Annotated in this window: 10 protein-coding genes; 4 read left to right on the forward strand and 6 right to left on the reverse strand. The window is 29.2% G+C overall.

Annotated elements, in window-relative coordinates; genetic code table 11:
* Positions 1–191 precede the first annotated feature (191 nt).
* From G594_RS0108470 to G594_RS18620, 4 genes are all read right to left on the reverse strand, one after another.
* Entirely contained in the window at positions 192–1,055 is an 864-nt protein-coding gene (locus G594_RS0108470; protein ID WP_027098192.1) for an undecaprenyl-diphosphate phosphatase, read from the reverse strand.
* A gap of 88 nt (positions 1,056–1,143) precedes the next feature.
* Complete coding sequence (locus G594_RS0108475; RefSeq protein WP_027098193.1) at positions 1,144–2,247, reverse strand: hypothetical protein; 1,104 nt, start codon at positions 2,245–2,247, stop codon at positions 1,144–1,146.
* Between the two features lie 64 nt (positions 2,248–2,311).
* Positions 2,312–3,289: a type I phosphomannose isomerase catalytic subunit gene (locus tag G594_RS0108480; RefSeq protein ID WP_027098194.1), complete on the reverse strand. Its 978-nt coding sequence runs from the start codon at positions 3,287–3,289 to the stop codon at positions 2,312–2,314.
* 200 nt (positions 3,290–3,489) lie between these two features.
* A complete protein-coding gene (locus G594_RS18620) occupies positions 3,490–5,250 on the reverse strand; it encodes a tetratricopeptide repeat protein (RefSeq protein WP_051195948.1) in 1,761 nt (586 codons plus the stop codon).
* Positions 5,251–5,466: 216 nt separating this feature from the next.
* Here G594_RS18620 and G594_RS0108490 point away from each other — a divergent pair, with 216 nt between their 5' ends.
* A complete protein-coding gene (locus tag G594_RS0108490) occupies positions 5,467–6,825 on the forward strand; it encodes a Mur ligase family protein (RefSeq protein WP_027098195.1) in 1,359 nt (452 codons plus the stop codon).
* A 16-nt stretch (positions 6,826–6,841) separates the two neighbouring features.
* A complete protein-coding gene (locus tag G594_RS0108495) occupies positions 6,842–7,564 on the forward strand; it encodes a type 1 glutamine amidotransferase (protein ID WP_027098196.1) in 723 nt (240 codons plus the stop codon).
* Between the two features lie 145 nt (positions 7,565–7,709).
* Here G594_RS0108495 and G594_RS0108500 read toward each other — a convergent pair whose 3' ends face one another.
* Positions 7,710–8,453 (reverse strand): polysaccharide deacetylase family protein, encoded by a 744-nt coding sequence (locus G594_RS0108500; RefSeq protein ID WP_027098197.1) that lies wholly within the window; start codon positions 8,451–8,453, stop codon positions 7,710–7,712.
* A 174-nt stretch (positions 8,454–8,627) separates the two neighbouring features.
* Between G594_RS0108500 and G594_RS0108505 the strand changes: the two genes are divergently transcribed.
* Entirely contained in the window at positions 8,628–9,929 is a 1,302-nt protein-coding gene (locus tag G594_RS0108505; RefSeq protein WP_027098198.1) for a D-alanyl-D-alanine carboxypeptidase family protein, read from the forward strand.
* Positions 9,930–9,951: 22 nt separating this feature from the next.
* On the opposite strand, the gene G594_RS0108510 is transcribed toward G594_RS0108505, so the two are convergent.
* Positions 9,952–11,958 (reverse strand): methyl-accepting chemotaxis protein, encoded by a 2,007-nt coding sequence (locus G594_RS0108510; protein WP_027098199.1) that lies wholly within the window; start codon positions 11,956–11,958, stop codon positions 9,952–9,954.
* Between the two features lie 132 nt (positions 11,959–12,090).
* Between G594_RS0108510 and hypF the strand changes: the two genes are divergently transcribed.
* A complete protein-coding gene (gene hypF, locus G594_RS0108515; RefSeq protein WP_027098200.1) occupies positions 12,091–14,388 on the forward strand; it encodes a carbamoyltransferase HypF in 2,298 nt (765 codons plus the stop codon).
* Positions 14,389–14,434: the final 46 nt, after the last annotated feature.

Raw genomic sequence — 14,434 nt, forward strand, 5'->3', positions numbered from 1 at the left:
GATAGAGTGGATATTCATCCCCTTAGTACTTAAGGTGAAAAAACTATAAACTTATTACCTTTGACCTTATAACTTTTTAATATAAAAATGTAATACTCCCTTTGATTTATAGCTAATTAAAGGTTTATAATTTCCTAAATGTTAAAGAAAAGAGAAACCTCTAATTGAGGTTTCTCTCCTATGATTTATATTTACGATAGCGTTATTATCTTTGTGAATACTAATACTGCTAATAATATTCCTGCCGCTACTCTGTATATAGCAAATACTCTCATTGGTTTTTTCTTTAAATAATCAATAAATTTCTTCATTACTATTATAGAAACAACAAATGCCACTATAAATCCTAATACTAGGGCAATCCATAATGTAGAATTCATAATTGAATAATCAAATTCAAATAGATCCTTTGCTGATGAACCAATCATTGCTGGTACTGCTAAGAAAAATGAAAACTCTGCTGCTATAGGAGTAGATAACCCTGCAATCCATCCTCCCATAATAGTTGATGCACTTCTTGACATACCTGGCCACATTGAAAGTACTTGAAAACAGCCTACTATTAGTGACTTTCCAGGAGTAATTTCATCTATATCTTTTACAGCATGTTTTTTACTTCTAAATAGTCCTTCAATTACTAGCAATAATATACCACCAACTATAAATCCTACAATTACAGCTTCTGGTCTAAATAATGCCTTAATATTATCATAAAATAACATCCCGATTATACCTGCTGGTATTGATGCTACTATAACATTAATTCCAAATCTAAATCCTACTTTTCCTTTTTTACCACCTGTAAAAATATATTGGAAAAATTCTATTACACTATCCTTAATTTTTATCCAGTAAAGCACAACTACAGCTAAAATAGCTCCAAGTTGAATAACTACTTCGAACATCTCTGCAAATTGTGGAGACGCACTACGGAAATTTATAGCACTTCCTACTAAAATCATATGTCCTGTAGATGATACTGGAATAAATTCTGTTAATCCTTCAACAATTGCAATAATTATTGATTTTAAAATAAATATTAAGTCTAACCCCACTCATATCACACTCACTTTCTTTTTAACTCCGATTTTTATTATACTTAACCCAAAACTACTTGTCTATTAACTTAATAAATTATTAAGATTATTTATCCCTCTCTACTACTATCCTTTTAAGTATATTTACTCCATCCTTAGATAATTCTATTTTATTTGTTCCTTCTACTAATTCAACTTCTTCATACCTATCTATCTTTTTCATTTTACCATCATTAATTCTTAAATAGTAATTTTTTATTGTACTTCCATTTTCGAATGCACCAATAACATAAACATAGCTATTTGAAGATTCCATAGGCTTTCTCATTAGTATTATATATGTACTACTATCTTTGCCAGTTGCCTTTGTACTAGGTGACAATGTAAACAATGTCTTTTCTGTTGTAAAAATTGTTGATGGAAAATAATCATTTTCAATCTTCATATCAATATCTTTTTCTGAACTACAGTATGTTAAATAGCTATTACTTTTCTTCATTGAAATAGTATTATCTATTGCAACTGTATATGAAGATAAGTATTTAGATATCTTCTTTCTGTAATCATTTTGACTACTATTTCCTATATAAGTTAAGTCCTTAAGCTTCTCTCCTAAAACTTCAATAGAAGATAGTTTTACCCCACCTTTTTCTAGATACCCTTTATCCTTAAAATCCACCATTATCCACTTATTATTCTCTTTACTCCAGTACTCAACAACATAATATGAAGGATTCTTTTGGAACTGAGGTACCTCTTTTCTAAACTCACCAACTCTAGCCACAAATCCAGCCGCTAATAAGATATCTCGTTCTATTATTGCCATATCTCTATCTGATACCTTTTTATTGCCACCCTTTTCCTCTAAGATAGCATATCCATCTTTAGCAACAGAACTATCTACATCATCATATTCGATGATACTCTTTAATATATCTACAGTTTGTAATACCTTTTCTAATTCACTTTTATTGTTATTAACTATTTTACTTACGCTGTAAACACTATCTAACTTTTTTATAGAATTAGGCTTTTCCTCAATATCTTGGTAAAACAATGTAATGTTATTATCATTATAAATATTATCCCATTCTATAACTCTTAATCCCTTGTTATTACTAAAATTTTTGAAATAAAGAGTAGCACAACCAATAATTATTAAGGCAAAAAGTATAACCTTTACTAATTTAAACTTATTTTTATTTGCCATTTTATTCCCACCTTTTAAAAAAGAAACTAAGAGCAATTACACTCCTAGTTTCTTATCGTCCACTTTACTTAATTACATTACTTAATATTTTTGATTTTTCTACTTCTAAATCAGGAACATAACTCTTTAACAAAGTAAAGTTCCCCTCTAAAGTATACTCTCCAAGGCTTGCAGGTATTAAGATACTATCTCCAAGCTTTATTTCCAATTCATTTCCTGAAGATACTATCTTCCCATTACCTTCCACACAAGTGAATAAGAAAAATCTATCTAAGTCACTATTTTCTATAGCCTTACTTTTAACTTCATACTTTTCAATTGCAAAAAATTCACTTAAGCATAAAATTGTTTTATCAAAGCCTTCTTCATGAATTGTGATACCTTTACTATTTTCACACTTTAAATCAAAATCAATTACATCTAGAGCTTTTTCAACGTGTATTTCTCTTCCTCTATTATAGTCATATACTCTGTATGTTGTATCACTACTTTGTTGGATTTCTGCTATGGTTACCCCTTCACATATGGCATGTACTAAACCACTTTGTACATAGAACATATCACCTTTTTTAACTGGTATCTTATTTAAATATGGTTCTAAACAACCATCTTCTATAGCCTTCTTAAAAATTTCTTTGTCACAATCCTTAGTTCCTACAATAAGTGATGCTCCTTCTTCTGCATCTACAACATACCACGCTTCAGTTTTTCCTAAGTCATTCTCTGCTTCTTTTGCATACTTGTCATCTGGATGTACTTGAACAGATAATTTATCCTTTGAATTTATAAGCTTAATTAGTAACGGAAAATTATCCTTGCTAATTTTTATTCCTACAACTTCTTCTCCGTATTTATCTATAAGTTCTTTAAATGATAATCCCTTAAGTTCTCCATTTTCTATAATTCCTGTTCCATTTCTATGGCAAGCAATATCCCAACTTTCGCCTATACATCCTTCTGGAACATTATCCCTAAACTTTTCTAGGTCTCTACCTCCCCATATCCTCTCATAATACAGATTTTCAAACTTAATTGGATACATAAAATACCCCTCCTATAATTTTCTTTAGTTAATATATTATTATTATATTATTCTTTCTACAATTAGGCAAAGATTCTAATTAACTAATTAAGAGTAAAAAAGAAAAAACTTTCATTATAGAAATTTGTCACTATAAAAAAAGAGAAATTGCAAAACAATTTCTCTATCTAATCTATATTTTTTATTCTCCTTAACTTTTCTTAATAGAATAATGTAAAGTCTGGTACTGTTAATTTTGATCCATCTTCCTTATTATATGCATCATATAGGGTCTTTGCCTTTTGGTAATTCTCAGATATAACATTTCTTGTTTCAGTATCTACTGAATTAGTTAATCCATCATACGCTGCTTTTATATTAACCATACCTCTTTCAATTTCACCTTCCATTGCAATATAGAAGACTCCTGCATTATTTAATGTCTTAAGATCACTCTTATCCACTGAATAAGCAGACCTAATTGCAGCTATAGCTTCATCTGTTTTTCCTTCATTTAAATATACAGTTCCTAAGGTTCTAAAATACTTTGTAGATTGTTCATCTAATTTAGTGCATTGCTTTAGTAACTCTATAGCTTCACTATTCTTTCCATCTTCTACTTTTATGTTGGCCATATTATATAAAATTTCAGCATCATTTGGCTTAACTAATGAAGCTAAATTATAATACTCATAAGCCTTCCCCTTATCTTGAGTATTATATGAATAATAATCAGCTATTTTTAATAATATATTGTAATTAAAAGGTTCCTTTTCAATAGCCATTCTTAAATAAGGTTCTGCTATTTCACTTTGTTCTTTTGCTATCATAATTTCTGGTATTAAGAATCCGTAATTATCAGGATAATCTTTATTTGCTAAAATACTTTGTTTACATAACTCAAAAGCCTTATCATAATCTCCTAAATCAAAGTAATACCAAGCTGCTGTATGATAACCAAAATATGAATTTTCATCATTCTCTATTACTGCATTTAATATTTTTTCTGCCTCTTCATTATTTCCTAAATGTTGATCAATCTTTGCAATTATAGTCTTAAAAACTACATTACCAACATCTTTCCCTTCTAGCTCTTGTACTAACGCATTTGCTTCATTAGTGGTTTCTTCAAGCATTGAGTAACACTTTGCAAGCCAAACTTTGTAACATACTTCATCTGGATTTGCTTCCGACAACTCAGATAATTTCATAATTACAGAATCCCTATCGTAAGATGAAATTTGAGCTATAACATCATATACTTTTATTTCATCTTTATTTTTATACCAAGCATCCTTTAATATATCATAACCCTTATCCCAATTATCTACTAGCATATTCATTCTTGCATATAATGCTAAGTCATAGGAAGATTCTTCATCAACATCATACTCTTTGATTATGTTGTTAGCCTTCTCTCTTTGTCCATTTACCATGTATATTGTAAACATTGTTCTTTGAATAGACTTATCTAATGCATTTTCTTCCATGAACATTTCACCATGTTCTAAGGCTTTTTCCTTTTCTCCATTCATAAGGAAAGTAAGTGCTATAAGATTTCCAAGTTCACCGTCTACATCATTATATTTGCTCTTACCATGCTCGTCTATAAGCTCATTTCTTTTTTGATATGATTCTTCTAATAAAGAGTTTGACTTTTCATAATCTCCCTTTACTGAATATATCTCTGCAATCTTAACTGTATAAATAGGCCACTCTTCATCTTCCTGTAATTTTTCATATTCTGCAATTGCAGCATCATAATCCCCATCAAAAAAACTAGCTTCAGCTTTATTAGTAGCTATACTAACAGCATTAACACCCATTATTTTTTGACAGGTAAACATAACTAAAAAAGCAAACAGCATTACACCTGATATAGTTACTATAGTGTCTATTCTGGCATCTTTTTCTGAAAGCTTCTTATAGGCTGTCCCTATTTTTCCAAAACTATTTTTAATTCCTTTTAAAACCTTTTCCATACTGCACCCACCTTTTCACTTATACACAAGGTTTACATATGTATTATTCTAACATTTACAATATAAAAAATCTACTACAAATAATTGTAAATACCACACAAAATATCTCTTTTATCTTATAATCTTCTACAAAATATTATAAGTTTATGCTATACTTATTCTCAAAGTTTACAATTAAGCTTTTAAGGACATACTACATAGTAAGCATTTAAGGTGGTGAGCAATATTAATATTAAGTCTATTTTAAGTATTTTAGCTGGTAAGATTACATTATTTATATCTAAAAACCTTCTAAAAGGGGGAAGCACCTTTCCAGGTACTGTTGCATTAAAATTTGATAAAGAGATATTAAAAAAGGTTGCTAAGGGATATAAAGTTATACTTGTAACCGGAACTAATGGTAAAACTACTACTACAAGTATGATTACTAATATATTTAAAGCAAATGGACATACAGTAATTACAAATAACACAGGAGCTAACCTATTTAGAGGAATAGTTGCTTGTTTTATAGATAACTATAAATTTTTCAACAAAAAACATGATAGTTATGCAATTATTGAAGTAGATGAAGCTAATCTAAAATTTGTAACGGAATATATAACACCTGAAATTATAACTATTACTAATCTATTTAGAGACCAATTAGATAGATATGGTGAAGTTTATACTACCCTTTCAAAAATATTAGAAGGTGTTGAAAAAGTTCCATTATCTAAATTAGTTCTAAATGGTGATGATTCTTTATTTGGTAAATTACCTGTTCCAAATGAAACTATATACTATGGTTTTAACGTAGGGGTAAAAAAGGATAATACTATTGATGTTAATGCTGATGCAAAGTTCTGCAAAATTTGTAAAGCTCCATATCAATATAACTTTATAACATATAATCATCTAGGAGATTTCTACTGCTCAGAATGTGGCTATAAAAGAGCTGATCTTAAATATTCTGTAAATGAAATTTTAGAATTAAACCCTAATTCATCTAAAGTACTTATTAATAATGATGAAATAACTATTAGTCAATCAGGAATCTATAATATTTACAATGGTCTTTGCGCATATTCAATAACCAAAGAAATAGGAATTAATGAAGAATCAATAAAATCTTCCCTTGGAAAACAAGATTCTAGCTTTGGTAGACAAGAAGAAATAAGTATAGATAATAAGCAGGTAAAAATAATACTTGTTAAGAATCCTGCTGGATATAACCAAGCTATAGATACACTTTGTTTAAATAAAGAAGACTTCTCTACTTTATTTATGCTTAATGATAATTATGCTGATGGTACTGATGTTTCTTGGATTTGGGATGTTGATTTTGAAAGATTAAAAGAACTTCCTATAAAGGATGTATTTGTTTCTGGAATAAGATTGTATGATATGGCAGTTAGATTAAAAGTGGCTGGACTTAATTCAGAAAAATTTATTCTAGAAGAAAACTATGAAGCATTAACAGAAAAAATTAAAAATAGTAGCACTAATAGAATTTATATATTAGCTACTTATACAGCCATGATCAATTATAGAAAATATCTACACTCAAAAGGCTATATTAAAAAGCTTTGGTAGTAAAAGGAGTGGAATTATGGAATTAAATATTTGTCATCTTTATCCTGATCTTTTAAATGTTTATGGAGATGTTGGTAATATTCTTGTATTAAAACATAGAGCTGAAGAAAGAGGAATAAAGGTTAATATAGTTAATGTTTCTTTAAATGATAAATTTAATAAAGACGATATAGATATAGTTTTCTTTGGCGGAGGTCAAGACTATGAGCAATCAATTGTTTCTGAAGACCTTAAAAATAATAAAGGAGAAGTTCTAAAGCAATATATAGAAGATGAAAAAGTTCTTCTTGCTATATGTGGCGGATATCAACTTCTAGGAAAGCATTATATTTCTCCTAATGGCGAAAAACTTGAAGGATTAAGCATACTAGATATCTATACTGAGGGTGGAGAAAAGAGACTTATTGGAAATACTGTAATCTACAACGAAGAATTTAATGAAACCTATGTTGGTTTTGAAAATCACTCTGGTAGAACATTTATAAATGGATTAAAGCCTCTTGGAAAATGTATTCATGGATACGGCAACAATGGTGAAGATAATTATGAAGGATGCATCTATAAGAATACTTTCTGCACTTATTTCCACGGATCATTACTTTCAAAAAATCCTGAGCTTGCAGATAGATTTTTAAGAATTGCTTTAGAAAAAAAATATGGTTCTGTTGAACTTAAAAAGCTTGATGATACTTTTGAATTAAAAGCCAAAGAACATATCATAAATAGATTTAAAGAATAGAAAGAGCTCTGCTAACTTGGCAGAGTTCTTTCTATTCTATCTATTCTTTATAACTCTACTAACTCTTTGACTCTCTATATTATAATTGAACTTATTTATATATTTATATATTTATATATTTTTGTAAATATATATTGTTATTTCCCTACCTTCTATTAATAACTCTTATATTCTCTAAGTATTGTTTTTCCCAAGGCTCCATCTCACTTAAAGTTTTAAATTTATATCCCATTACTTTGTACTCATTAATTATGGTGTCTAAAGCTTCAGTTGTAGTATTCTTATTATCTAAGTCATGCATTAAAAGAACTTCAACTTGATATTTACAGCCACCAGAACTAACGTTATCCTCTATTATATCAGTTGCTACACTTATGGCTGTAGCATCACCAGAATCAACATTCCAATCTACATAATCAACTCCCTTTTTCAAAAGATTATTTCTTATACTAGCTAGAACCTCTCTATCTCCAACTAAGTTATCAGACCCGCCCGGCATCCTTACAAATGTACACCCAACATTTTTTCCTGTAACCTTGTTAATAGATTTTTGACATTTGCTTAAGTCATCAAAATAAAACTCTTGGGAACTATATAGCTCCTTATAAGTATGATTGTTGCAATGTGGATATATATCCATATTATTCTTGTCCATATTTTTCACAATCTCCGGAAACATTTCAACATTCTTCCCAACAACAAAGAAAGATGCTCTTACATCATTTTTCTTTAAAACATTTAAAATTCTATTTGTGTTATTGGGTGAAGGACCATCATCAAAAGTTAAATAAACTAACTTTTCTCCTTCCACTGCATCCACCTTATAATTACAAAAAGGTACACATAAAAAACTCAGTATAATTAATATGAATCCTTTTAGCTTCTTCATTTTTTCACCTCCTACTTCATTTATCCTTAGTGTTGGCATTTTTAAGCTTTTATATTTAAGTAATTAATAGGAAATTAAGAATATTGTCATTTTACATATTGTTATTAAAATACATAAATGATATACTAAAAATGTTTTCAGACACATTATTTTTAAGAGATGGGGAGATGAACCGTGACAAAAAGAAAGACGTTAAAAACATTGGCATTAGCTCTTTCCATATCTTTATTAGCACCTTTTGCTAGTAAGGTCCATGCCACAGAAAAAGTTAATACGCCAGAAATTATTTCAAAAGCTGGAGTCGTTGTTGATTATGATACTGGAGAAGTAATTTACGACAAAAATGGTAATGAAAAAATGTATTTAGCTAGTACAACTAAGCTAATGACAGCATTACTTTTTGCAGAAAACGCAAAAAAAACAGACCAAATAGTATATACAGAAACAGCTTTAGCACAACCACCATATACTATGCAAAGTGAACAAATGCTTCCTTATGGTAAATCATTCAAGGTAGGAGATACCATTGATGCTGATACAGCTATGAAGGAACTTTTATTATTCTCTGGTAATGATGCTGCATATATGATTGCAGAGCATGTTGGTGGAACCTCAGAAAAATTCATTCAAATGATGAATGACAAAGCAAAAGAGCTTGGATTAATAAATACTCACTTTGAAAACCCTAATGGTTTACCAGATTCCGTAACAGGAAAAGATGTAAACTATTCTACAGCTTATGAATTATCTATTTTAACTAAGAAAGCTTATGAAAATGAATGGATAAGAGAAACTATGGCACTTTCAAATGCTACAGTTACCTTACCTGGAGATACTATAATACACTTAGAAAATAGAAATACTGAATTAGGCAAAAATGGGAATATAGGTGGTAAAACAGGGGTTACTAATGATGCCGGAACATGTTTTGCTGGTCTATATGAAAGAAATGGGCGTAAACTTATTGGTGTAGTATTAAAGTCTGATAGAAACGATAATGATGCTAGATTTAGAGACTTAAATTCTATGATGGACTATAGCTATCCTGCTGAAAAACAAGTTATTAAGAAAGCTGGAGATGAGGTTGGTTCTCTTGAACTTGAATACAAACTATTTGGATTTTTTGGACCAACAAAAACAATAACAGCTAATGTAACCTTAAGCGAAGACTTGAAATTATATAATAATTCGCTTAATGTAAACAACTTGAAAATAACACTAAATCCAGAAAGCAACAACGCTTGGAAACTTGCTTCTAAAAACGATATTCCTTTAAGCGCAACAGTTTTAGATTCAGCTTTAGAAGTAAAAGGAAGCAGTGACTTAACAGTATTTAAGCTTATAAAGGCTAATATGTTTGTATATATTGCTATTGTCCTTGCAATTGTTATAGTAGTAATCTTAGTAGTTCTTATAATTAAGATTATTAATAATAGAAAGAGATATAGTCGTTCAAGACGTAGAAGAAGATATTAAAAAGGAAGGGTTAACCCCTTCCTTATTTTTTTAACTTAAATACATTTACCTCATTTTCGAGATTCTTACCTAAATCTTTAAGCTTACTTGCATAAACAGTAAATTCTTCTGAAGATGCAGATACTTCTTCACAAGATGCAGATACTTCTTCTGTTCCTGCTGCTGTCTCCTCAGCTATTGCAGATAAATTCTGTACTTGATTTACTAAATCATCTTTCTTTTCTGCCATTTCATCTAAAGCATTTGATATGTTATAAACCTTACTTGTAAGCTCCTTAACAGAACTAATAATATTATTAAATATTTTTTCAGCATCTAAGATAACATTCTGTTGGCTTTCCACAGTTTCATTTGTATTTTTAACTGTATCTACTGCTACATTAACTTTTAATGATACTTCTTGAACCACTTCATTTATCTCTTTTGCTGATTTTGATGTTTCTTCTGCAAGCTTTCTTATCTCTTCAGCAACTACAGCAAAACCTTTTCCAGCCTCTCCAGCTCTCGCTGCTTCTATAGCTGCATTTAAAGCAAGAAGATTAGTTTGTTCAGTTATTTGGGATATTGCTTGATTCATCACCCCAATTTTACTTACACTTTCTGACACTAAAGAAATAACTTTATTAACTTCCATCGCACTTTCTTTAGTTTCTGTCGTCTTACTCATTACAACGTTTATAATATTTATTCCATCTTCTCCTAAAGCATTTGTTTCTATAGCTTTATTATTAATATCCTTAGCTTCTTTATCTATATTATTAATATCTTGAGAAACACCCTCTAAATTACAAGATACATTTGTCAAACTCTCTGCAGATTCCATTGTACCTTTTGATATTTCCTCTGCAGTATTAGCAACCTCCCCAATAGCTAAAGCAACATCATTACTCATTTCTGATATATTAATAGACGAATCAGATACATCAATAATTGAGGACTGTACCTTTCCAATTAAATCTGATATCTTATATTGCATAATATTAAAGCTATTTGCTAGTTCCTCAAGCTCATCTCCTGTTGATAAAGATATTTCTTCTGAAAAATCACCTTTAGAAGCTTTATTAACTCCATCTTTAATAATTTTTATAGATTTACCCATTCTTCTTGAATATATACTTCCTAATGTAGTTACTATAACCCAAACCACAATTATAGTAATAATAATTGTAGTAATAAACTTCTTTATATTTTCTGTTAAATCAGTACTTGGAACTTCAAGCATTACTTTCCATCCTGTAATATCTGAAGTTGTAAAGCCAAAATTATATATAGTTTCTGATCCAGCTGTTCCTTTAACTAATCCACTATCCTCATTCTTTATAGTTTCCCACACTTTACTTTCAGAAATATCACTATTTCCAATATACTCCTTATTAGGATGAGCAATTGTTATTCCATTAGCATCAATAATACTACATATCCCATTATTACCAAAAGTAATATTGCTCAAAGCATTTGAAATACTTTCAATATCAAAATCTACGCCCAGAACAGCTTGGACCTCTCCATTTATTATTAGAGCTTTAGATAAAGTAACCATATTCTTTCCAGTCATAATATCTTTATATACATTAGACACTCCTAACTGTCCATTTGCCTCTTTTGCTTTTATATACCACTCTCTTGTTGTAGAATCAAGATTCGAAGGTATTTCAACATGTGGATAAATTAATGTTGCTTTACTTTTAGTTTCATAAATAAATGCAGACTTAGCATCTTTATCCCCTTCTGCTAATAGTATAAGGTCTTTTTCCAACTCTTCTTTACTTGAATTTTTCTCTAATCTTTTTATAACAATATCCATTATATTTTGAATTCCGTCAAACTTTTCATTAACCAATTGTTCTACAGCCATATCAATACTTTTAGCACTCTTCTTAAATTCATTATCACTTGAATTTTTGAATAATATTATTGATGATATACCTAATGTTACTATTGGTATTGAGGTACATATAATTAATAATTTAATTATCTGACCTCTAAAACTCTTTAAATTTGTTTTTAATTTTTTATCTTTAAAAATCATAGAAAAACCTCCCTCTGTATATTTTTCGACATTTTTTTCAAATTCTATATAGAGAACTAATTTATTTACAAAAAATTCATATTTATATGGTAAAATTTATATTATTAATTCGTCTTAAGGTGGTGTTCTACAATGATTTATTCATATTTGATAAAAATCACAGGAATAGTTCAAGGAGTAGGCTTTAGACCATATATATATAATATTGCAAAAAAATTTAGTTTAAATGGATGGGTTTTAAACGATAGTAATGGTGTGGAAATACATATTGAAGGTCATAAAGAAAGTACCTCATCTTTCATAAATCAAATAAAAACCTCCCCTCCAGAATTATCTAGAATTGAATCCATTTCTATTAAAGATGATAAAAACTATAACTTAACCTCATTTGAAATTAAAGAAAGTCTAAAAGCTTGTGAAAATCAAATTTTTATATCACCTGATATATGCACCTGTGAAAATTGTACAGCTGATATTTTAGATCCAAATAATAAGAGATATTTTTATCCATTTACTAACTGCACTAATTGTGGTCCTAGGTTTTCAATCATAAAAAGAGTTCCTTATGATAGAAAAGTAACCACCATGTCTAATTTCACTCAATGTAAAGATTGTTTTAAAGAGTATACAACTATGAGTAACAGACGGTTTCATGCACAGCCTAATTGTTGTCCAAGCTGTGGCCCTAAAATCTTTATAACTGATAATTCAGGAAAAGATATTACTCAAGAAATAATATGGGAAGAAAAAATCAATTCATGGAGATACAACAAAAAACTCATAAATTTCTTTGCTAAAAAAATAAATGAAGGCTCTATCTTTGCAATAAAAAGTTTATCAGGATTCCATCTTTGTTGTACTCCCTATTCTGAAAGCACAGTAATGACCCTTAGAAAAAGAAAAGTAAGAAAATCAAAGCCCTTTGCACTTATGATTAGAGATATCCAAACAATTGAAAAGTTTTGTTATGTAAATGAATCAGAAAAGCAACTTTTATTAAGTAAAGAACGTCCCATTGTTCTTTTAAATAAAAAACAGAATAACTCCTTACCAAATATAGTTGCTCCAAATAATAATTATTTAGGAGTCATGCTACCATCTACTCCTCTTCAAATTTTAATATTTCAGACCACTGATATAGACTCTCTTATTATGACGTCAGGAAATCTATCTGGACTTCCTTTAGAATTTGAAAACAAAAAAGCTATAGATAACCTTGGACAATTTTGCGACTTTTTCCTAATGAATAATAGAGATATATTTTTACCCTTAGATGACTCCATAATAAAATGTACCACTTATGAAAATATGATTATTAGAAGAGGTCGTGGATATGCACCTCTCCCTCTTCTTTATAAAGATTCAAAAGAAATTCTTGCTGTAGGTGGTGACATGAAAAACACCTTTGCTATTTCTAAGGGAAATTATATATACCAAGGACCTCATAATGGAGAACTAATTAACTATGAATCTCTAGAAAGATTTAAAAGCAATATAGAACACTATAAAAAATTATTTGAAATAAATCCAAAATTAATTGTTCATGATTTGCATACTGATTATGAAAGTAGTAAATATGCAAGTTCTTTAAATATACCTACTTTAGGAGTGCAACATCATCATGCTCATATAGTAAGCTGCATGGTAGACAACAAATATAGCAAAAAAGTAATTGGTGTGGCTTTTGACGGAACAGGATATGGGGATGATAACTCTATTTGGGGAAGCGAATTTTTCATTTGTAATTTAAAAGAATATAAAAGAGTTGGACATTTAGACTATGTTAGATTCTTAGGCGGAGATTCAAGTCTTAGAGATTGCTATAAAATTGCCCTATCATATCTGTACAACATAGATTTAAATAGGACTAAGGGGATTTTAGATACTAATTATAAAAAAACTTATGATATTATATATAAATTACTTTCTGACCCTAAAAAATCTTATCCCTCTTCTAGTATGGGAAGATTATTTGATGGAGTTTCATCACTTCTTAACCTTTGTCACAATTCATCTTTTGAAGGAGAAGCTGCAATAATGCTAGAGTCAATTTTAGAAACAGAAGCCTTAGATATTGGATATGATTTTAATATTAAAGATGATAATGGAGTATATATTATCTCTCCACTCCAAATTATAAACTCTATCCTTATAGATATAGAAAATAAAATTCCTATTGAAAAAATATCCTTAAGATTTCATTCAACCATAGTAAACTATATTGTAAAGATGTGTGAATTCCTCAGGTTAGATTTTAATATTAATGTAGTTGCTCTAAGTGGTGGGGTATTTCAAAATAACTTTATACTTAATAATACCTATTATGAACTTAAGAAGAAAAATTTTAAAGTTCTTACCCATAAAGACATTCCTACAAATGATGGTGGAATATCAATAGGACAACTTGTAATAGCTAAAAATAATTTTTAATGCTATAATTTACGGGATAACAAAAGAGTATTAATACAGAGGAGTT

This window comes from Clostridium paraputrificum AGR2156 (assembly GCF_000424025.1).
GTDB lineage: Bacteria > Bacillota > Clostridia > Clostridiales > Clostridiaceae > Clostridium > Clostridium paraputrificum.

Excerpts from the sequence above, each read along its gene's own strand:
- G594_RS0108500 (WP_027098197.1), bottom strand. The coding sequence starts at position 8,453 with ATGAAGAAGCTAAAAGGATTCATATTAATTATACTGAGTTTTTTATGT.
- G594_RS18620 (WP_051195948.1), bottom strand. The coding sequence starts at position 5,250 with ATGGAAAAGGTTTTAAAAGGAATTAAAAATAGTTTTGGAAAAATAGGG.
- hypF (WP_027098200.1), top strand. The coding sequence starts at position 12,091 with ATGATTTATTCATATTTGATAAAAATCACAGGAATAGTTCAAGGAGTA.
- G594_RS0108495 (WP_027098196.1), top strand. The coding sequence starts at position 6,842 with ATGGAATTAAATATTTGTCATCTTTATCCTGATCTTTTAAATGTTTAT.
- G594_RS0108475 (WP_027098193.1), bottom strand. The coding sequence starts at position 2,247 with ATGGCAAATAAAAATAAGTTTAAATTAGTAAAGGTTATACTTTTTGCC.
- G594_RS0108480 (WP_027098194.1), bottom strand. The coding sequence starts at position 3,289 with ATGTATCCAATTAAGTTTGAAAATCTGTATTATGAGAGGATATGGGGA.
- G594_RS0108510 (WP_027098199.1), bottom strand. The coding sequence starts at position 11,958 with ATGATTTTTAAAGATAAAAAATTAAAAACAAATTTAAAGAGTTTTAGA.